Origin of the sequence: Nitrosomonas sp. Is79A3 (assembly GCF_000219585.1) — a bacterium.
Classification (GTDB): Bacteria; Pseudomonadota; Gammaproteobacteria; order Burkholderiales; family Nitrosomonadaceae; genus Nitrosomonas.
Genome location: NC_015731.1, coordinates 117,977 through 137,089, shown reverse-complemented (window position 1 = coordinate 137,089; position 19,113 = coordinate 117,977). Strand labels below are relative to the sequence as shown.

The following is a 19,113-nucleotide window of genomic DNA, read 5'->3' as shown; positions in this document are numbered from 1 at the left end:
TTAACTTAATCGCCGTCCAAGTTAAGGGAAATAGGTTTCCCTTAACTAGTGAACAAGCTTAAGTAACGATCAAACACGTAAGCGCGCCCACGTTGCTGTCCGGTAATTTCCTGCAATAGCTCTAATTGTTCGAAATCCCGGATCAAGGCATTCGCTGTTGGCGAACTCACGGACAGATTTCGTTCAATTTCAGCCGCTGTCACAATGGGCTTACGATACAATAAATTCAACAACTGCCGCGCATTGGCAGCGCGTTTGCCCAATGTCAGCACAGCGAGTTCCACCTCGGTACGCAGCGCCAATACCTGCCGGAATACGTCGCGTCCCTTGGTGGCGGTTTCGGCCACACCTTGCAGAAAGAAGCGCACCCAGTGAATCAGGTCGTTCGATACCCGTACACCCATCAGCGCATCATAATAACTCGCCCGGTTGCGCTCGAAAAAATCCGATAGATACAACGAAGGTTTCTCCAGCAAGCCATGGCTAACCAGATACAAAGGGATCAGCAAACGGCCAATACGGCCGTTGCCGTCCAGAAACGGATGGATGGTTTCGAACTGATAGTGACTGATCGCCACGCGGATCAAGTGCGGTACCACAATTTCCTCATTGTGCCAAAACGCTTCCAGATCGCTCATCAAGTCAGGCACGCCATCCGGATGGGAAGGAATAAACGCGGCATCCGTCAGGCTGGAGCCGCCGATCCAGTTCTGGCTGGTGCGAAATTCGCCCGGTAGCTTATGCTCGCCGCGCACGCCGCGCATCAGGATTTCATGCGTTTGTTTCAGCAGCCGGTTCGACAGCGGCAGATGTTTTAATTCAGCAACCGCGCTATTCACCGCGTCGATGTAATTGCGCACCTCGCGCCAGTCATTGCGCTTTTCCGGTTGAATCTGATCTTCAGACATCAGCGCCTCGTCGATACCGGTCTGCGTGCCCTCAATCCGGCTGGAAGTCTGCGCCTCCTTCACCACGTGCATTTCAATAAATAAGTCGATATCCGGCACGATCAAAGAAAAAGCATTCAATTCCCCGAGCGCACGGTTGGCCGCTTCCAGCAGGGTATTGATGGTCGCATCTTCCCATACCCATTCATGATTCACCGGTACCGGCTCGAAACTTTTATACTGATAACGCTGGCGCCAAGCACCGGCTTTAAATGTTTCAAATTTCATAGATCCTCCTCCATGCCGGGCGAAAACCGGATGCAAAAATGTTCGATGGAAAATTTACTGAAAATGGAACATAGCCAATCCATCCGCTTTGTGCTAAATTCTGTCCAGTCTGACCAAAATAATTGGAGGGTATCATGCATAAAGAATGGCAACTGCAAGCAGCAAAAAGTAATCTCAGCCAACTCATCAAACAAGCCGCCAGCGGCGATGCCCAAACGGTTACTGTGCACGGCAAACCCGCTGCGGTGGTGGTGTCGGCGCAAGAATACGCCCGCCTCACCCGCCGTGAAGGCAAACTCTCCGACGCGCTGCTGCAACCCGGTCTCGCTACGGATGATCTGGATATTTCCCGCAGCCGTGACACCGGACGCGCCATCGCGCTATGAGCTGGCTGCTGGACACCTGCGCACTGTCCGAATATGTCCGGAAAACCCCTGCGCCGGAAGTCATCCGCTGGCTGGACGAACAGGATGAGTCCAGTTTGTTTATCAGCGTCATCAGCCTGGGGGAAATCGAAAAAGGCATCCTCAAATTGCGCGCCTCCGACCCGCGCCGCAGCCAGAAGCTCACCGCCTGGCTGGGTAAGGTGGAACAGCGTTTCGCCGGGCGTATCCTGCCGCTCGACGCCGCCGCGCTGCATGTCTGGGCGCAAATCGCCGCGACTGCCGAACTGGCTGGACAACCCCTGCCGGTCATGGACGGCCTGATCATGGCCACCGCCCAATGCCACGGCCTCACCGTGGTCACCCGCAACGTGCAGGATTTCACGCTGTACCCGCAAGTATTCAACCCTTGGGCGCTGTAGATCAAACACGCTGATGGTTTCAATTGGCATGCGCGGATTCCTCCATACCAGGCGGGAATTGGATGTCGAGATGCTCGACGGAAAGTTTGCCGGAGATGAGGCGGGGGAGAAGCATGTCACGGGTTTTCCTTAGCCGTTCGGATTGCTGTTGAAGAAAGTGCCTCTGTCGAAACATTGGCTCAATTTTCTCATGGAAGGCTCTCAGCAAGTCTTCAGTTGGGACAAGCAGCTTTGCTTTCTCAAAATCATCGAAACTCGTCGCGGGATAGGCAGCTCCTTTGGCAACTGTCGTCATTTGATCAACGAAGGGATTACTCGTGACTGCAAAAAATAAGAACGTGAATGGTGTTGCCGAGTTTGGGCGGATCACAGCAAAACCAGTCGAAACAATCAAATTTTCAGGTGGTTCGTAGATCAAGCAGTATGCACGATTCGCGGGACGCACCGATGACCAGATGACATCACCATGTTTCACGCGGCGACGAGCGCGCCCCGGAGCATTTGCAGAAATATATGGAGTCACATCATCAATCCGATTGGTGCTGACCGAACTAATATCGACGTAAAGAATTGATTCTGGATTGCCTTGGCGATTGATGCTGGATGGATTTATCGAAGCCAATTCTTTTAGCTCGGCGACACACCAGTCTTCTGGCACACCTTTGACCTTCTTCACCTTCTCATGGTCGGGAAAACGCATGCGCACGAACCATTCGCGGTAGATTTCCTCGGCCATCTTTTCCAGCAGTGCGATGCGCCGCTGGTTGTTTTCGATCAGCTCGTCATACGCCGAGAGTATTGCCGCGATTTTTTTCTGTGTAATCAAATTCGGAAGCGGTATCTTCAAACGCTGAAGATCGGTAATCGTAATCTGTGACTGTGCTGAGCCTGTGTCCAAGAAACGTAAGCTATATGCTGCGAAGAAATAGTACAGATAATGTATGTCTGCAAACTCCTCTACTAGCTCAAAGACAATAGACAAATTTGTCAGCCAGCATTTAGCTGGAGTGATTTTTACATCACCCGTACCACCTACGCCTCGACATACGACTATTAGCTTTGGAGTTTCAATATTGAATTCAGAATAGCGCCCCGCTATCCGATATCCTGTGAAAATTGGGAAGCCGCCAGTCGCATCATCGACAAGTATTTTCTCTGTCTCGGGCATTTTTCCGTAGCGAAATCGGGCAATTTCGCCAAGGTGAATTATGCGAACGCCTATCATCAGTCACCCACCATTAAACGAATATTGCGGGCAACTGTGCTTTCCAACATCTGAGCAGCTTTATTCAAGTCAGAAAGCTCATCATTCATTGCTAATACCTCTTCAATGAATTCCTCTTCCGTCTTGCCATCCTCCTCAATCACCACGCCGACGTAGCGCCCCGCATTCAGCGAATAGTCCTGCTCTTTCACTTCCTCGGGCGTGGCCAATTTGCACAGTCCGGTGACATCTTCGTATTGCGCGTTGGGGAAGCGTTCCTGCAGCCAGTGGATATGCTGGTAGTAGATTTCCGCGCTTTTTACATCCTGGTGCAGTTCTTCCAGCGCGGTTTTGAGTGCTTTTGTTCTGCGGTCAGTTGCGGTGCGCTTGCCTTCCCGCTGCGCCTGCTCGGTTTGCTGTTTTTCGTGCTGGCGCACGACCTTGTCCAGGCGCTTCAAACCATCGTGCAGTGCGGTGAAAAAAGGATCAAATGCATTGCGCAACTGGTGTTGTGCCTGGTTTTTCTTGTCGATTTCTGCCGCAATCGCATGTTCTTTGCGGTATTGCGCGTAATGGGTCTGTAACTTTTCCAGTTCCCTCCAGTGCTGCAGCAGTTCATCCACGGCTTGTTTGCCGTCCGCATCATCCAGCACGTCGAGCAATTGCGTGCAGACGGGTTCGATCTTTGCGTTGTTTTCGATCAGCCGCTCCATACCGGCAGCAAAATAGTGGCCGATGAGCCGGATGAATTTTTCGCGCTGGCCTTTGTGCAGGTGGCTGATGAGGGCGATGTTCTGGATGTGTTCTGCGCTGAATTCGCGGTGGGCGCGGTCGATCTGGGTGAAAATGTTGCGTGCGTCGATGAATAAAATCCTGTCATCGTTCTTGGCTTTGTCAAAAAACCACAGCGTCGCGGGCAGCGTGACGGTGTAGAACATGTTCGACGGCAGTGTCAGCATGGCGTAAATCAGATTCTGCTCGATCAATGTTTTGCGGATGTCGGCTTCGGAGTGGCGCGCATCGGAGGCGGAATTTGCCATGACCAATGCGGCGCGGCCTTGCGGTTTGAGCGAGGTGGCGAACAGGCTGATCCACAGGTAGTTGCCGTTCGGCACGGTTTCCTTGCCTTCGTCGGCTTTTTTCACTTTCGATTTGTTGCGCGGAATGCCATAGGTGTTGAAACGCTTGTCCTTTTCCACGCTGGAAAGGCTCACGTCATCGACGTTGAACGGCGGATTGGCGAGCACGTAATCGAATACGCCGAGGCTGTCATACGGATCTTCGTAATAGGTGTTGGCCTGCTTGATTTCACCGCGCAGGCCGTTGACCGCGAGGTTCATCTTGGCCAGCTTGACGGTATCTTGGGTTTTTTCCTGGCCGCAGACATACACGCCGCTGTCCGCGCCTTTCAGTTCATTGCGATGCGCTTCGATGAATTGGGCGGATTGCACGAACATGCCGCCGGAACCGCAGGCGGGATCGAACACTTTGCCGCCGTGCGGTTCGATGATTTCGACCATCAGGCGCACCACCGAACGCGGCGTGAAAAACTCGCCGCCTTTCTGGCCTTCGCTGCGCGCGAATTCGGACAGGAAGTATTCATAAATCTGCCCGAACAGGTCGCCGGTCGCATTAGCGGGAATATCCGCGAACGTTCTCAGTAATTGTTGCGGGATGGTTTTGTCGGTGCGCGTCAGCGCCGCGTATTCGTCCTTCGGCAGCACGCCTTCGAGTTCCGGCTTGTATTCCTCGATGGCTTTCATCGCTTCCTTGAGCGCCTTGGCGATGTCCTTTTCTTCCGGCAGTTTCAGCAGATAATCGTAGCGGGTGTGGTCGGGCAGGTAAAAACCGCATTTCTCAATGGCGATTTCAGAAACCGGTTTCTCGCGTCGGGTGCCCTGCAACTGCTGATATTCGGCGAGAATGGCTTTCTCGTGACGGCGGTAGTTGTTGTCGGCAAATTTGAGGAAGATCAGCCCCAGCACCGGTGTCGCATATTCGCTCGACTTCAGGTCGGAGTTCGCGCGCAGTTTATCGGCGGCGCTCCACAGATCGGCTTCGAGTTTTTTCAGTTGCTCTTTGTTCATGAATCCCGCTGATTATTTTTTATTGGTCTAAAATACGCAGTTATAGTAAACCATTCACACCGCGTTATGACAATTCTTGAGCCAATGAAAACCTCGCCATTACCTGTAAATTCTTCGCAGCCAACAGGATTTTTTATACCTGCTCTGATTTTTATCATGAGTTTATTGTTTTTCACTCAAGCCAGCGCATCACAACCACTCACCATTAATCCGCATGAAGCGCCGGATGCCTGTAATGCCAGCAGCGCTCAAGTCAGGATCACTGTGAATAATGTGGGGGCTGGGGGTGTTTTAAACGTTGAGTTGTATGATGACCCGGAACATTTTCTCTTCAAAGCAGGACGCAAGCGCAAGGTGCGTATTCCGGCAGCGGCAGGGCAGCAGATCGTCTGTATGAATCTCGAACAGCCCGGCACCTACGCAGTGGCGGTCTATCACGATATCGATGGAGACCGTAAATTAAAAAAACAATGGAATCTGTTACCACGCGAACCTTTTGGCTTATCGAATAACCCCGGGCAACAGTTCGGCTTTCCCAAATTCAGCGATTCCGCATTTACCACCGGCAGTCTGGGTGCGGATATCGTGATTGATCTGAAGCAACCTTGATTGATTAGCGATGCGTATGCTGCTTAATCTGCTCATCATGCTGGCTGTTGCCTACCTGGCGGTGGTTTTGCTGGTGTACTTTAGCCAGTCGCGTTTGGTTTATTTTCCGGAAAAACCGCTCAGCCTTACGCCGGAGGCAATCGGCCTGGATTATACGTCTGTCAACATCACCACCCGCGATGGTGAAACACTGCACGGCTGGTGGATGTCCGTGCCCAATGCCAAAGGCACGGTACTGTTTTTTCATGGCAACGCCGGAAATATTTCCCACCGCATCAATTATCTGGCGATGTTCAAGCGGCTTGGCTACAACACGTTGCTGTTTGATTATCGCGGCTATGGCCAAAGCAGCGGCGTTCCGTCTGAATCCGGCACTTATCTCGACGCGCAGGCTGCCTGGCGTTATCTGACTGAGATCCGCGGCATTGCACCGGCGCAGATTGGATTGTTCGGAGAGTCGCTAGGGGGTGCGGTAGCAGCCTGGCTGGCAATTCAGGAAAAGCCCGGCTTGCTGACGCTGGCTTCCACATTCACTTCAGTCCCCGATTTAGCCGCAGAGCTATACCCATTCTTGCCGGTACGCTGGCTCAGCCGTTTTGATTACGACACACGCAAATCCCTGCAATCGGTTACTTGCCCGGTTTTTATCGCGCATAGCCCGCAGGATGAGATCATACCGTTTGAGCATGGCCAGCAGTTGTTTCAGGCAGCACCGGAACCGAAACAATTCCTGACACTGGAAGGCGGCCACAATATCGGCTTCATTTTTATGCAACCCGCCTGGATAAAATCATTGGGCGCGTTCCTGGATGAAAACTTGAATACACACCGCTGATTAGCTGGTGATTCCTATTGCCTTTAACGAAACTAAGGCAGCGATTAATCGTTCCGATTCCCCCGGTCATGGTCTTTTTTGCCATGCTCTCCTTGCTCGTGCTTGCCGCGATTCTTATCCTTGCCGTGCCCGGGATGGTCACGATCGTTGTGCTTATTTGATTGTGAGCGATTACGCGAATCATCGTCATCATCATGCTGATGCCGGCCTGAATCATAGTTGCCACTGGGGTAATTACTCTGACTGTGATAATGCGGCAGGTATTCGTTGTTGTACCAATCTTTCTGTACAAAATAAACGGGTTGGTTGCAGGCATTATAACGAGCGCAGTATTTATCCCATCTTTTGGCATGACCGGGCGGCACAAAGAGATAAATCGGTTGTTGTTGAATAGTGACTGCGGGCGGCATGATGAGTACCGGATTGGGGTAAATCAATCGCGGCGCCGGATATTGATTGCCCAGGGTGATTTGACCATAAAAACCGGGCTGGCCAATGCTGATTGTTACCCCTAAATCATCTGCTGATAGGGGTGCTGATGCGATTGAAATCACTGCTGCCAGTAAAAAATAGTGCATGCTAAATCCCTTGTACGTGACAAAACTATTGATGATATCTATCCATGTTTGATAAGCATCTTCCCTTTTTGTGCTACCAGCGTCAAGGCACAATCCGGTTCGCTGATATGCCAGCAATGCGCACAGCAAACACAAATCGCTATTTCTAACTATTTCCAAGCAATGCCACGAGTAGGCCGAATGTAATAAATCCCGTAGGTAGCAAGATATGCATCCGATACGTTACCGGGCGCGCTTCAAGCCAGTTAAAAAGTAAAATACCAGCGCCGATACTCGCGCCAACGGCTAACAACAGGCCGAATAAGTGAATGGCTGGCTGATGCGGTAAGAATCTGAAGAATGCCGCATTGATGACCAGCGATATCGGAAAGTGAACCAGAAATATAGAATAGGAAGCGCGTCCAAGATAAGCCAGATAACCGGGCACACGTCTACTGTTCAAAACGTCATAGTACTGAGCCAATCCCAGTATCAGCATGACACTGCCTGCTAAGGCTATGCGTGAACGGAAATCAACGGTTAACGCTGCAAAAATCAATGCGCTCAGCACGATAAACCAGAAAAGCTGATGCCGGCTGACAGAAGCCCAATAAATCAGAATACCAAGACCATACGAACCAAAAAAATATAAAGCCGTTTCATCCCAGTAGGTGTCCCGATTAAAAAAGAATAAAGAAGCGGTTGTTAAACTGATAATTAAAGCCAGACCGAGCATTTGAAAATCCGGGTATCGATTCTGGATTTGTTTGGAAATCCAGAAGAGTAGAATCGTTAATACAAATAACTGGAAATCAATGGCAACGTACCAGATGCCTGCTGACAGGACTTCCTGGTTTAACAGATCGTGTAGTAAAAAAATATGTGCCAGCAGTTGAAACAAATTGGGTGTGCCAGGAATCGATGCGTGGTTCATCCAGACTCTGGCCAATGCGGCGCATCCAATCGCTAACGTTAAAGCAGCCAAATACGGCGTGATCAATCTCAGATAGCGGTGTTGTATCAGCCGGATGGGTGTTGTGACTAAAGATAATCCCTGTGGCGCATGTTTTGCAGCTACAAGAAAACCTGCGATGACAAAAAACATTTGCACAGCGATTCTTCCGTATTCACGCAGCCAATCCAATAAAGCGGGGATCAACGGGTAGGCGATATCCGACATAGGACCATAAATGGCCAAGTGATGCGCGATAATCAGTAAACAACAAATAGCTTTTAAAGCATCAATAAAAGGCATCCTTGATGAACGATCAGCTTGCATTTTTCTAGCTCAAGAAAATAACAGCAGATTCCAATATAATGATTCAAGCACCCTATTTTCAAAGATTAGCACGATGACAGGTTAAAGTGATATTTAGTTTCTCTCTAATTGAATGCTTTGCCTTGGACCATAATATTGAAATGGAGTCAAAAAATTTCTGATATAAATCAAGAATCTTACGATTTGGCAGTTAAAGTTGGGGAACGCCTTGCTCAGTGCGGATTGCTGCTGGTAACCGCCGAATCTTGTACCGGCGGCTGGTTAGGCCAAGCCGTCACTGCCGTGGCAGGCAGCTCAGCCTGGTATGAGCGGGGGTTTATCACGTATAGCAACGCTTCCAAATGTGAAATGCTGGGCGTTCAGCAAGCGACATTGGATCAATATGGCGCCGTATCCGCGCAAACAGCACAGGAAATGGCCCTCGGAGCGCTGAACAAAAGCCGTGCGCAGATTAGCGTATCGATCACCGGGATTGCCGGCCCCGAAGGCGGTACTGCAACAAAGCCCGTGGGGATGGTTTGTTTTGCCTGTGCAATCAAAGAGGGTTCAGTGCAACAAGAAACCCGGTTTTTTACAGGAAATCGCGAAGCCATACGGCGTTTGGCAGTGGCTACAGCTTTGCAGGGAATACTGCAGTTATTGCATGATGTAACGGCTGTAGCCTGATCAGCAGATTGTTGTTATCAGTGTTCCGTCGATTGTTGACTGGTTTGCGTAATAATGCGATCACAGTAGGCGATGGCAATGGCCGAAAGTAAAAAAGCCATGTGTATGCCCGTTTGTGCAAGCAATGTCTTTTCATCGTACGCACTGGCGTTGATAAAGGTTTTCAGCAGGTGTATCGACGAAATCCCGATAATGGCGGTTGCCAGTTTAACCTTCAAAACAGAAGCATTTACATGCGACAACCATTCCGGTTGATCGGGGTGTCCTTCCAGATTCATGCGCGAGACAAAGGTTTCATAACCGCCAATAATGACCATGATCAGCAGATTGGAGATCATCACTACATCGATCAATCCGAGAACAACCAGCATAATGGCCGTTTCAGTTAACTTGGTGGGCCTTTCTGCGCCTTTTATCGTGACCGTATCGAGAATATGCTGTAATGCATTTTGATTACCCAGCACGGCGCCAATCAAATCAGATAATTCAACCCAGAAATGAAACACATACACACATTGCGCTAAAACCAATCCCAGGTACAAAGGCAACTGTAACCAGCGAGTGAGAAAAAGAAAATGTGCGATTGGGTGAATTCGTCTTAAAGGAATATTTCCTGAACTATCTTTAGTTTCCATATCATTCATCTACGTATCAAAATCCAATCAAATTTCTTGAAAAACATTTATCTTATTGTGCGTGCCTGAAAAAATAAAGGGTATCGCAAGATACCCTTTAATCTTTGCTCGATAATACGCTTCTTTGATTACATTTTTGCTAAAACTTCCGCAATGGTTTGTCCCATCAAGGATGGTGTCGGGCAAATGGTGACGCCGAGTTCTTTCAGAATCGCGACCTTTTCAGCCGCACTCTCACCCGCGGAAGAAATAATAGCGCCTGCATGTCCCATGCGCCGTCCTTCCGGCGCAGTCAGACCGGCGATATAAGCTACCAGCGGCTTGGTCATGTTTTCTTTGGCGAATCTGCCGGCTTCCACCTCTTGCGGACCGCCTATTTCACCGATCATCAGCGCCACCTTGGTTTCAGGGTCCTGTTCTAATCTTTCCAGAATGTCACGATGCGAGCTGCCGGTGATCGGATCGCCGCCAATGCCTACAGAGGTTGAAATTCCGATTCCCAGCAAGCGCATTTGATCGGCGGCTTCATACCCCAATGTGCCAGAGCGGCCCACAACACCGACATTTCCGCGTATATAAATATGTCCGGGCATAATTCCCAGCATGGCACGGCCTGGGCTGATTGTGCCCGCGCAATTGGGGCCTGCCAGCAGCATGCGTTCTTCCTTGGGGAAGCGGCGCAGGAAATTCTTCACCGTCATCATGTCTTGCGTCGGGATGCCATCGGTGATGGATACGCAATATTTGATACCGGCATCGGCAGCTTCCATGATGGAATCTGCAGCAAATGCGGGCGGCACAAAAACAATGCTGGCTTCTGCACCGACTTGATCGACTGCTTCTTTGACCGTATTGAATACCGGCAATCCCAGATGAGTTTGTCCACCTTTACCAGGAGTAACGCCACCGACCACTTTGGAACCATAGTCAATCATTTCCTGTGCATGGAAGGTGCCGATTTTTCCGGTAAAACCTTGAACAATAATTCGTGTATTTTCGTTGATTAAAATCGCCATTTTATACTCCTAGGCTTTTTTTGCGACGACTTCGTTACGTGCGCGTACGACTTTCTCCGCTGCATCCGCTAACGTATCGGCTGTGATAATCGGCAAGCCGCTATCCGCAATAATGCGACGGCCTTCTTCTACATTGGTTCCCGACAGACGAACCACCAGCGGTATTTTCATATCGATGTTTTTGACCGCATGTACAACCCCTTCTGCGATCCAATCACAGCGGTTGATACCGGCAAAAATATTCACCAGCATCGCTTTAACGCCGGCATCTGCCAACACCAAACGAAAAGCTTTTTCTGTACGCTCAGCCGACGCACCGCCGCCGACGTCGAGAAAGTTGGCAGGCTCGCCGCCAGCCAGTTTAATCATATCCATGGTCGCCATCGCCAGCCCTGCGCCATTAATCATACAGCCGATATCCCCGTCCAGACCGACATAGCTCAAGCCTGCTTCCGCGGCAGCGACTTCACGATTGTCTACTTGCGTGTTGTCACGCAACTCTGCAATCTTGTGGCGGCGGAACAATGCGTTCTCGTCAAAAGCCATTTTGGCATCGAGTGCAACGATTTCGTTGTTGGTGGTTAACACCAATGGATTGATTTCCAGCACGTTGGCATCCAGATCGCGCAAGGCACGGTAGCAGCCTTTGATCGTTTTAACCGCGTGATTCAGTTGCGCACTGTCGATATTCAAGGCAAAAGCCATTTTTCTCGCCTGGAAATCCTGCAATCCGACTGCCGGTTCGATATAAATCTTGATAATCGCTTCCGGATTGGTTTCAGCCAGTTTCTCAATTTCCATGCCGCCTTGCGCTGAACCGACCATGATGACGCGCTCGCTGCTGCGGTCAATCATGAATGACAAATACATTTCCTTGGCGATACTGGTTCCTGCTTCAATATATAGCCTGGAACAGATTTTTCCGGCAGGTCCGGTTTGATGCGTAACCAGATTCTTTCCCAGCAATGCTTCGGCTGCTTGCTCCACCTCAGCATGTGTTCTGCAAACCTTGATTCCGCCCGCTTTACCGCGCGCCCCGGAATGAATCTGTGCTTTGACAACCCAAACGTCGCCATCAATTTCTCTGGCACGTTGTACGGCTTCCACTGCACTATAGGCTAAACCGCCTTCAGCAATTTTGACGCCGTATTCAGCCAAAATTTCTTTTGCTTGATATTCGTGAATATTCACTTCAATTTCCTCAATAATCGCATTAAATTCAATTCGATAATTTTAGGGCACCTCTAAAAATCCAAATTTCGTCACAACACTTTGTTGCTCACAAAAAATGTTTCCTTACATATCAGTTATATGCTGCGTCACCATTTTTTGCTCGCGCCTCGTTTTGTTTAGAACTTTGAATTTTTAGAAGTGCCCTTTATTTTTCCGCAATACACCGGGCCATAAAGATTAAGGCCGCTCAGTGCGGCCTTATCCGTTTTTTGCTGCAATCGCTTCAGCGACTTTCACCACATTATTGGCCATTCTTTCAGAAGCCGCGTCGATTAAGCGGCCATCCAGCGCAGCAGCGCCTTTACCTTGCGCAGCAGCCTCTTTGAGCGCGGCCAGAATACGTTTTGCTTTTTCAATTTCGCGGGCTGGTGGCGTAAATACGTCATTCGCCAATTCGATTTGCGTGGGATGAATCGCCCATTTTCCTTCACAGCCCAATGCCGCCGCACGTTTAGCGGCCAATACATAACCATCCGGATCCTTGATATCGCCAAAAGGACCATCGATAGGACGTAAGCCATAGGCACGGCACGCCACGATCATGCGGCTGATGGCAAAATGCCACTGATCGCCTGGATAATCCGGATTCAGACCGCCGATGTTGGTGGTTCTGGCACGGTTACTGGCGGCATAATCGGCAACACCAAAGTGCAATGCTTCCAGCCGTCCTGCTGCGCCATTGCGTGCAATGTCTTCCACATTCGCCATACCCAGTGCTGTTTCAATCAGTGCTTCCAGGCCGATTCTGTTTTTCAGGCCTTGCTGCATTTCAAGCTGGGTTATCATCGCTTGAACCATATAAATATCTGCATACACTCCGGCTTTCGGGATTAGCAGTGTATCGATCTTATGCCCGGCCTGTTCCACCAGATCAACGACATCGCGCACCATATACTGGGTATCCAGACCGTTGATACGTACTGAAACCGTGATGCCATGACCTTTCCAATCCAGATCGTTGAGCGCCTGGATGACATTCTTGCGTGCTTGTACTTTGTCATCGGGCGCTACGGCATCTTCCAGATCGAGGAAAACAAAGTCTACGCCGCTAATGAGTGCTTTCTCAAACATCCCCGGGCTGGAACCTGGAACTGCTAATTCGCAGCGTTGTACCCGCTGAATAGTGGTTTCGTATAGCGTGTGACTCATTTTTCCTCCAGAATTAATAAATATTTATAGTAATGAAAAGGCCAATAGACGAACATGCCGGATGCGCTATTTGTTTTTTTAGTGCCATCTCACCCGATCTGCTTCTGTAGCAGGCATGGAATTAAGGCATTCTTTAGTTCGTGATTTTGCAACGCAGGTAATCTTGATGAAGTGAGCGGTTAGTTAGAATGATTGTTTTTTTGCTTCGTATTTTAAAGACTGACTAATTATTCAGTAAATTATATCCATTCTCAGGGAATTTATCTACTGACAGTCAGAGTTGTGCGCAAGCATTCGTAGCGATAGGTAACTTTAGATAGCGGGCAGCCCACTCAAGCGGAATAGCGGAATGCTGTTCACTGTGCTGCGCTGTATAAGCCGCCATGATGGCTCCGAGCATGATGGCACGGCCGCAACTGTCGCCGCCGATGCGGATATTTTCTTCAATGGCCGTGCGGTAATCGGGCGCATGTTGAGCAATATGCGCAAGTACCGGCAATCCTTCCAATACGTGACAGGCTGAGCCAAAGCGTTTAGTCACTCTTGTACTATCGAGCCTGGGGATTTGCATAACTTCTTCAAGCAGGGGCGTCAGCTTCTCTCCTGCGTACGGCAGTGCATTCGTGAGCGCTTGAGTGATGGATTGTCCGTTCAATACTTCCAGCAAAACGTAGCCCGCATACTGCGCTGCTGCAACAGCCGTGCCGTTATGATTGGTCAGACGTACGATCTGATCTACTTTAGCTTTCAATGCTGCTTGCGGCCCGGTATGCGCGGCTACTACGGCCGGTATCGCTGCCAGCGCGGCAAACTGATCATCATCGGCGCCGGAGTTTTCCGGAAATTCTTCGGGTTTGAGTGGTAATAATGTTTGCAGGGTTTGGCGTGTGGGCGAATCGACATAACCGATATAAGCGCCGCCCGGACCAAAATGACTGCGGTATTCCGTCTGGTATGCAACGCGATCAAATTGGCCATGCTGTGCAAAATGCCGCAACATCAGCAGGCATATCTCACCATATCCGGATGAATCGCCCGCTGATTTATTGCCATGCGCAAAGTATCCGCTGGTATCTGCGTAATCGTTTGCATCGGGTTCCAAAAAAACCAGCCCTTTAATTTTTTCGATCTGTGCAATGCGCTCGGGATCATAAAGCCAATGCAGACCCAATGCCGCGGAATCTGCAATCAATGCACCCAAAATAGCCGCCACACGGGGCTCAAGCCGAATACTTGAATTCATCGTATTGTATAAAATTGGGATTTATTTAATTTCAACTTCGTCCGGTATCCTGCGCGCTTCCTCTGCCAGCATGATTGGAATACCGTCTTTGATCGCAAATGCGAGCCGGTCAGGCTTGCAGATCAGTTCCTTGTCTTCTTTTTTGTAAATCAGCGGCCCTTTACAGAGGGGACATACCAAAATATCCAGCAATCTTGCATCCATAATTTTCCTTGTTTACACTCATTAACGTTGATGGATTATTTTATAACTTACTGAGAATATCATCCAATTGGTCCAAACTGGTATAGTGAATGACAATATTGCCTTGGCCATTCCTCTTCGGCTTGATCGCCACCTGCGCACCAAGACGCTCGGAAACATCTTCCTGTAATCGCAACAGATCTCTATCGGGTTTTTTTACCTTTTTAAGTGCAGGGTGTTCAATCTGATTGACGATTTTCTCCGTTTCGCGCACTGAAAGCTGTTTTTGCACGATCACATTGGCAATTTTAATTTGTTGCACAGACGCTAATGACAACAGCGCACGCCCATGTCCCATATCAATTTTACCCTGCATCATCAATTCCTGTACCGGTGCAGACAAATTGAGCAAACGCAACAGGTTGGAAATCGTGCTGCGTGAATTGCCTAGCGCTTCACCTGCCGTTTGATGCGTCATACCAAATTCATTAATCAGACGCTGAATGCCCATGGCTTCTTCCAATGGATTCAGATTCTCACGCTGGATGTTTTCAATCAACGACATGGCGAGCGCCGATTCATCGGCTACTTTTCGTATCAGCGCCGGCACTTCGGTCAATCCCGCTAATTGGGCTGCACGCCATCTGCGTTCGCCCGCGATGATCTCAAAGCGGTCCGCACTGATGGGCCGCACCAGAATCGGCTGCATGACACCTTGCGCTTTGATCGACTCGGCTAGCTCTGCCAAAGCCACCTGATCCATATTGGTTCTGGGTTGGTATTTTCCGGGTTGAAGCTTGGTTATTTCAAGGCTTTGTAGCGATTCTTCCGCAAAATCGGCATTCCCATTGCCCGACAATAAGGCATCCAAACCTCTTCCCAGTCCTTTTTGTTTTGTCATTTTACCGATTCCTTATTTTTGCGGTCATGCGTCAAGTATTTCTTTCGCGAGCTCAAGATAAGCCAACGCGCCTTTTGATTGCCCATCGTGATACAAAACGGGCAAACCAAAACCGGGCGCTTCGGCCAGGCGGATATTGCGCGGAATCACGGTGCGGTAGACTTTATCACCAAAGTGTTTTTGCAATTGGTCGGAAACCTGCTGCGCCAATATGTTGCGTGGATCAAACATGGTTCGCAGCAGACCTTCAATCCGCAACGTGGGGTTAAAATTATTACGCACGCGCTTAATCGTATTGACCAGATCACTGAGTCCTTCCAGCGCGTAATATTCGCACTGCATCGGGATCATCACTGCGTGCGCCGCGCATAAGCCATTGAGTGTCAGCAAGTTTAAAGCGGGCGGGCAATCGATCAGAATGTAATCATAGTCGAATTCGATAGCTTCGAGTGCCGTTTTCAGGCGCGCTTCCCGCTGGGGCAAATCCACCATTTCAACTTCTGCGCCCGCCAAGTCGCGGTTGGCTGGAATCAAGTCATATTTGCCTTGCGTGCCGGTAATACGCGCCGCTTGTACCGCCGCATCGCCAAGCAAAACATGATAAATCGTGGTTTTTACCGTTTGTTTGTTGGTGCCGCTGCCCATTGTGGCATTGGCTTGCGGATCGAGATCGACCAATAAAATACGTTTTCCCGACGCGGCCAGACTTGCAGCCAGATTCACGCTGGTCGTGGTTTTTCCAACGCCGCCTTTTTGATTGGTAATGGCGAGAATTTTCGTCACGGGTTTAGCTCCTGCATTCATTAGGTTGAATCAAAGCCGCAAAGTATTTTAATCCGGAGTTATTTTTTTATGATAATCAGCTGCCTGGCTGCATCCAGCCCAGGCACGGCCAGCGATATGCTTTTTTCAATGCAGAAAGGGGCTTGAATTTGCTTCAGTTCACTATTGGAACAATTTGCCTTCATCGCGACCCAGCGGCAATTTGCATCATTTTCCGCAGCCAATTGCCGGGTTAAATTAACAAATTCACCCAACTCGGAAAATGCACGCGTAATAATGGTATTCACTTTTTTATCCGAATGAATATCTTCGATGCGTTGCCCGATAACTGCAACATTCTGCAGTGCCAATTCAATCTTAACCTGCTTCAAAAAAGACGCTTTCTTTTGATTGCTTTCAACCAGCAATACCTGCCAATCCGGTCTTGCCAGTGCAATCGGGATACCCGGCAGACCGGCGCCGCTGCCGACATCGACAATCTGCGGACCGTTGATATGCGGCAGCACGGCCAGGCTATCCAAGACATGCTGATAAAGCATGTCTTGCAGATTCCGGATAGCGGTTAAATTATGTATTTTGTTCCATTTCTCGATCAGCAATAAATAGCGCTCGATGAGTCCGGGCAGCGGCTTTTCCTGCACTGCAAAATCATAATTGAGCGCCTGTAGCCCTAGTGTAATCTGCTGCAACAAACTCATGCACTTTGCTTCTTCTCAACAATCCCGAATCCGCGCTTTAAATGCACCAATAATAAAGAGATCGCAGCCGGTGTCACGCCGGAAATCCGCGAAGCCTGTCCAATGGTTTCCGGTTTATGCTGATTCAGTTTTTGTTGCACTTCATTGGAAAGTCCTTTAACTACCTTATAGTCGATATCTTTTGGCAGTAAAGTATTTTCATATTGCGCCTGACGCGACACTTCTTCCTGCTGCCGCTGGATATAACCGTGATACTTAGTCTGTATTTCAACTTGCTCAGCCACTTGCACATTGTTTACCGGTTCGCCCGCACCGGGTAGCGTCATCAACGCAGCATAGGTCACATCAGGTCGTTTTAACAGCTCCATTAACGTATATTCCCGCTCTATCCCTTTTCCGAGAACGCGCATGGCCTCGTCTTCCGGCAATGTGCCGGGCAGCAAGCGTACTGAATTAAGCCTTTGCTGCTCTTTCTCAATCGCTTCCTGCTTATCAGTAAAGGCAGCCCAGCGCTGATCATCGATCAAACCAAGCTTTCTGCCCATTTCAGTCAAGCGCAGATCGGCGTTGTCTTCGCGCAGTTGCAAGCGATATTCCGCGCGGCTGGTAAACATCCGGTAAGGCTCGGTCACTCCGGAAGTGATCAAATCATCAACCAGAACACCCAAATAGGCTTCGTTGCGTTGCGGCAGCCACGATTCTTTTTCCTGAATTTTCAGTGCGGCATTAATGCCGGCCAATAAACCTTGCGCGGCAGCTTCTTCATAGCCGGTTGTGCCGTTGATTTGCCCGGCAAAAAACAGATTTCCGATGGTTTTGGTTTCAAGCGAGCGCTTTAAATTGCGCGGATCGAAGTAATCGTATTCGATGGCATAACCAGGCCGTGTTATATGCGCATTTTCCAATCCGGCGATGGAATGGATCAATTTCACCTGTACTTCAAACGACAGGCTGGTTGAAATGCCATTCGGATAAATTTCGTGTGTGCCCAAGCCTTCCGGTTCGAGAAAAATCTGATGCGACTCGCGCGCGGAAAAACGCACCACTTTATCCTCAATAGACGGACAGTAGCGCGGGCCGACGCCTTCGATTTTTCCGGTAAACAACGGCGAATCGACCAAACCGTCGCGGATGATGCCGTGCGTCAGCGCATTGGTATGGGTGATCCAGCACGAAATCTGGCGCGGATGCCGAATGCCGGTATCGATCAGCGAAAACGACGGCACCGGCTGATCGCCTGGCTGCTCCAGCAGCTTGGCATAATCCAAGGTGCGGCCGTCGATGCGCGGCGGCGTACCGGTTTTCAACCGTCCCGCGGGAAATTCCATTTCGCGCAATCGTTGTGCCAGCGACAGCGACGGCGGATCACCCGCCCGTCCCGCCTTAAAATGGGTTTTACCGATATGCGCCAATCCTCCCAGGAATGTACCGACCGTCAATATCACTGCGCGCGCATAAATCTTAATTTGAAGCTGCGTAACGACACCGATCACGCGATCCTGTTCAAGAATCAGATCATCCACCGCCTGCTGCATCACCCGCAGATTCGGCTGATTCTCGATGCGGCCCCGGATAGCCTGACGATACAATGCCCGATCAGCCTGCGCGCGCGTCGCTCTGACCGCCGGGCCTTTGCTCGAATTCAACACCCGGAACTGAATCCCGGCTTCATCCGCCGCCAAACTCATTGCGCCGCCCAAAGCATCGATTTCCTTGACCAAATGACTCTTGCCGATGCCGCCAATCGACGGATTACACGACATCTGACCAATCGTTTCGATATTGTGCGTCAGCAACAATGTTTTGTGCCCCATGCGCGCAGCCGCCAATGCCGCTTCAGTTCCGGCATGGCCGCCACCAACAACGATAATCTCAAAATCTGTGTGATTGCTCATAGTACAAAAAGCCTGCGATATTGTAAGCGTTACTAAATTTCTAGGTAATGCGAGAGGGTTTTATCAGAGATGTTTCACGTGAAACCTTTTTGCTGCATTCGCTGAAAAGGTGTGATTTCCAGAGTGCGATTATAGGTGTAGCTGATTGATGAACGCAAGT

The 19,113-nt window shown here is 49.8% G+C and carries 20 protein-coding genes; 5 read left to right on the top strand and 15 right to left on the bottom strand.

All coding sequences use genetic code 11. From position 1 onward, the window contains the following. Positions 1-41: 41 nt before the first annotated feature. A complete protein-coding gene (locus NIT79A3_RS00575) occupies positions 42-1,175 on the bottom strand; it encodes a Fic family protein (RefSeq protein WP_013964326.1) in 1,134 nt (377 codons plus the stop codon). Positions 1,176-1,309: 134 nt separating this feature from the next. Here NIT79A3_RS00575 and NIT79A3_RS00570 point away from each other — a divergent pair, with 134 nt between their 5' ends. Beyond that, a complete protein-coding gene (locus NIT79A3_RS00570) occupies positions 1,310-1,561 on the top strand; it encodes a type II toxin-antitoxin system Phd/YefM family antitoxin (protein WP_013964325.1) in 252 nt (83 codons plus the stop codon). Further along, positions 1,558-1,980, top strand: a complete 423-nt coding sequence (locus NIT79A3_RS00565) for a type II toxin-antitoxin system VapC family toxin (protein WP_013964324.1) — start codon at positions 1,558-1,560, stop codon at positions 1,978-1,980. Before NIT79A3_RS00570 ends, NIT79A3_RS00565 begins: the two co-directional genes overlap by 4 nt. 19 nt (positions 1,981-1,999) lie before the next feature. Here the strand turns inward: NIT79A3_RS00565 and NIT79A3_RS17630 are convergent, their stop codons facing one another. Both NIT79A3_RS17630 and NIT79A3_RS00555 read right to left on the bottom strand, forming a co-directional pair. Then, the gene (locus NIT79A3_RS17630) at positions 2,000-3,205 is read right to left on the bottom strand and encodes a restriction endonuclease subunit S (protein ID WP_013964323.1); all 1,206 of its coding nucleotides are present in this window, start codon (positions 3,203-3,205) and stop codon (positions 2,000-2,002) included. Continuing rightward, positions 3,205-5,271 carry a class I SAM-dependent DNA methyltransferase gene (locus NIT79A3_RS00555; RefSeq protein WP_013964322.1) on the bottom strand — a complete coding sequence of 689 codons (2,067 nt, stop codon included), beginning with the start codon at positions 5,269-5,271 and terminating at the stop codon, positions 3,205-3,207. The genes NIT79A3_RS17630 and NIT79A3_RS00555 overlap by 1 nt, the downstream gene beginning before the upstream one ends. A gap of 156 nt (positions 5,272-5,427) precedes the next feature. Here NIT79A3_RS00555 and NIT79A3_RS17625 point away from each other — a divergent pair, with 156 nt between their 5' ends. After that, entirely contained in the window at positions 5,428-5,880 is a 453-nt protein-coding gene (locus NIT79A3_RS17625; RefSeq protein WP_156796963.1) for a DUF2141 domain-containing protein, read from the top strand. 16 nt (positions 5,881-5,896) lie between these two features. After that, positions 5,897-6,715, top strand: a complete 819-nt coding sequence (locus NIT79A3_RS00545) for an alpha/beta hydrolase (protein ID WP_348225675.1) — start codon at positions 5,897-5,899, stop codon at positions 6,713-6,715. 44 nt (positions 6,716-6,759) lie between these two features. Here the strand turns inward: NIT79A3_RS00545 and NIT79A3_RS00540 are convergent, their stop codons facing one another. Together NIT79A3_RS00540 and NIT79A3_RS00535 are read right to left on the bottom strand one after the other, a co-directional pair. Next, on the bottom strand, positions 6,760-7,452 hold the full coding sequence (locus tag NIT79A3_RS00540; RefSeq protein WP_348225674.1) for a hypothetical protein: 693 nt from the start codon (positions 7,450-7,452) through the stop codon (positions 6,760-6,762). Continuing rightward, positions 7,439-8,551 carry an acyltransferase family protein gene (locus tag NIT79A3_RS00535; RefSeq protein ID WP_013964318.1) on the bottom strand — a complete coding sequence of 371 codons (1,113 nt, stop codon included), beginning with the start codon at positions 8,549-8,551 and terminating at the stop codon, positions 7,439-7,441. Before NIT79A3_RS00535 ends, NIT79A3_RS00540 begins: the two co-directional genes overlap by 14 nt. A 183-nt stretch (positions 8,552-8,734) precedes the next feature. On the opposite strand from NIT79A3_RS00535, the gene NIT79A3_RS00530 reads away from it, so the two are divergent. Further along, entirely contained in the window at positions 8,735-9,217 is a 483-nt protein-coding gene (locus NIT79A3_RS00530; RefSeq protein ID WP_348225673.1) for a nicotinamide-nucleotide amidohydrolase family protein, read from the top strand. Positions 9,218-9,234: 17 nt separating this feature from the next. Here NIT79A3_RS00530 and NIT79A3_RS00525 read toward each other — a convergent pair whose 3' ends face one another. The 10 genes from NIT79A3_RS00525 to mnmG all read right to left on the bottom strand — a co-directional run bounded on the left by NIT79A3_RS00525 (position 9,235) and on the right by mnmG (position 18,953). Next, positions 9,235-9,852, bottom strand: a complete 618-nt coding sequence (locus tag NIT79A3_RS00525) for a YqhA family protein (RefSeq protein ID WP_198009376.1) — start codon at positions 9,850-9,852, stop codon at positions 9,235-9,237. Positions 9,853-9,980: 128 nt separating this feature from the next. Next, the gene (sucD, locus tag NIT79A3_RS00520; RefSeq protein ID WP_013964315.1) at positions 9,981-10,868 is read right to left on the bottom strand and encodes a succinate--CoA ligase subunit alpha; all 888 of its coding nucleotides are present in this window, start codon (positions 10,866-10,868) and stop codon (positions 9,981-9,983) included. A 9-nt stretch (positions 10,869-10,877) separates the two neighbouring features. Next, a complete protein-coding gene (locus NIT79A3_RS00515; RefSeq protein WP_013964314.1) occupies positions 10,878-12,059 on the bottom strand; it encodes a malate--CoA ligase subunit beta in 1,182 nt (393 codons plus the stop codon). Positions 12,060-12,299: 240 nt separating this feature from the next. Then, positions 12,300-13,250, bottom strand: coding sequence for a CoA ester lyase (locus tag NIT79A3_RS00510; RefSeq protein ID WP_013964313.1), 951 nt, complete (start codon positions 13,248-13,250; stop codon positions 12,300-12,302). 274 nt (positions 13,251-13,524) lie between these two features. Beyond that, the gene (locus NIT79A3_RS00505; RefSeq protein ID WP_013964312.1) at positions 13,525-14,493 is read right to left on the bottom strand and encodes an ADP-ribosylglycohydrolase family protein; all 969 of its coding nucleotides are present in this window, start codon (positions 14,491-14,493) and stop codon (positions 13,525-13,527) included. A gap of 21 nt (positions 14,494-14,514) precedes the next feature. After that, positions 14,515-14,697 carry a Trm112 family protein gene (locus tag NIT79A3_RS00500; protein WP_013964311.1) on the bottom strand — a complete coding sequence of 61 codons (183 nt, stop codon included), beginning with the start codon at positions 14,695-14,697 and terminating at the stop codon, positions 14,515-14,517. Positions 14,698-14,737: 40 nt separating this feature from the next. Further along, on the bottom strand, positions 14,738-15,577 hold the full coding sequence (locus tag NIT79A3_RS00495) for a ParB/RepB/Spo0J family partition protein (RefSeq protein WP_013964310.1): 840 nt from the start codon (positions 15,575-15,577) through the stop codon (positions 14,738-14,740). A gap of 24 nt (positions 15,578-15,601) precedes the next feature. Continuing rightward, complete coding sequence (locus NIT79A3_RS00490; RefSeq protein WP_013964309.1) at positions 15,602-16,360, bottom strand: ParA family protein; 759 nt, start codon at positions 16,358-16,360, stop codon at positions 15,602-15,604. A 59-nt stretch (positions 16,361-16,419) separates the two neighbouring features. Then, positions 16,420-17,058 carry a 16S rRNA (guanine(527)-N(7))-methyltransferase RsmG gene (gene rsmG, locus NIT79A3_RS00485; RefSeq protein WP_013964308.1) on the bottom strand — a complete coding sequence of 213 codons (639 nt, stop codon included), beginning with the start codon at positions 17,056-17,058 and terminating at the stop codon, positions 16,420-16,422. After that, positions 17,055-18,953 (bottom strand): tRNA uridine-5-carboxymethylaminomethyl(34) synthesis enzyme MnmG, encoded by a 1,899-nt coding sequence (mnmG, locus tag NIT79A3_RS00480; protein WP_013964307.1) that lies wholly within the window; start codon positions 18,951-18,953, stop codon positions 17,055-17,057. The genes rsmG and mnmG overlap by 4 nt, the downstream gene beginning before the upstream one ends. Between the last annotated feature and the right edge of the window lie 160 nt (positions 18,954-19,113).

Excerpts from the sequence above, each read along its gene's own strand:
- NIT79A3_RS00575 (WP_013964326.1), bottom strand. The coding sequence starts at position 1,175 with ATGAAATTTGAAACATTTAAAGCCGGTGCTTGGCGCCAGCGTTATCAG.
- NIT79A3_RS00570 (WP_013964325.1), top strand. The coding sequence starts at position 1,310 with ATGCATAAAGAATGGCAACTGCAAGCAGCAAAAAGTAATCTCAGCCAA.
- NIT79A3_RS00565 (WP_013964324.1), top strand. The coding sequence starts at position 1,558 with ATGAGCTGGCTGCTGGACACCTGCGCACTGTCCGAATATGTCCGGAAA.
- NIT79A3_RS17630 (WP_013964323.1), bottom strand. The coding sequence starts at position 3,205 with ATGATAGGCGTTCGCATAATTCACCTTGGCGAAATTGCCCGATTTCGC.
- NIT79A3_RS00555 (WP_013964322.1), bottom strand. The coding sequence starts at position 5,271 with ATGAACAAAGAGCAACTGAAAAAACTCGAAGCCGATCTGTGGAGCGCC.
- NIT79A3_RS17625 (WP_156796963.1), top strand. The coding sequence starts at position 5,428 with ATGAGTTTATTGTTTTTCACTCAAGCCAGCGCATCACAACCACTCACC.
- NIT79A3_RS00545 (WP_348225675.1), top strand. The coding sequence starts at position 5,897 with ATGCTGCTTAATCTGCTCATCATGCTGGCTGTTGCCTACCTGGCGGTG.
- NIT79A3_RS00535 (WP_013964318.1), bottom strand. The coding sequence starts at position 8,551 with ATGCAAGCTGATCGTTCATCAAGGATGCCTTTTATTGATGCTTTAAAA.
- NIT79A3_RS00525 (WP_198009376.1), bottom strand. The coding sequence starts at position 9,852 with ATGGAAACTAAAGATAGTTCAGGAAATATTCCTTTAAGACGAATTCAC.
- sucD (WP_013964315.1), bottom strand. The coding sequence starts at position 10,868 with ATGGCGATTTTAATCAACGAAAATACACGAATTATTGTTCAAGGTTTT.
- NIT79A3_RS00510 (WP_013964313.1), bottom strand. The coding sequence starts at position 13,250 with ATGAGTCACACGCTATACGAAACCACTATTCAGCGGGTACAACGCTGC.
- NIT79A3_RS00505 (WP_013964312.1), bottom strand. The coding sequence starts at position 14,493 with ATGAATTCAAGTATTCGGCTTGAGCCCCGTGTGGCGGCTATTTTGGGT.
- NIT79A3_RS00500 (WP_013964311.1), bottom strand. The coding sequence starts at position 14,697 with ATGGATGCAAGATTGCTGGATATTTTGGTATGTCCCCTCTGTAAAGGG.
- NIT79A3_RS00495 (WP_013964310.1), bottom strand. The coding sequence starts at position 15,577 with ATGACAAAACAAAAAGGACTGGGAAGAGGTTTGGATGCCTTATTGTCG.
- rsmG (WP_013964308.1), bottom strand. The coding sequence starts at position 17,058 with ATGAGTTTGTTGCAGCAGATTACACTAGGGCTACAGGCGCTCAATTAT.
- mnmG (WP_013964307.1), bottom strand. The coding sequence starts at position 18,953 with ATGAGCAATCACACAGATTTTGAGATTATCGTTGTTGGTGGCGGCCAT.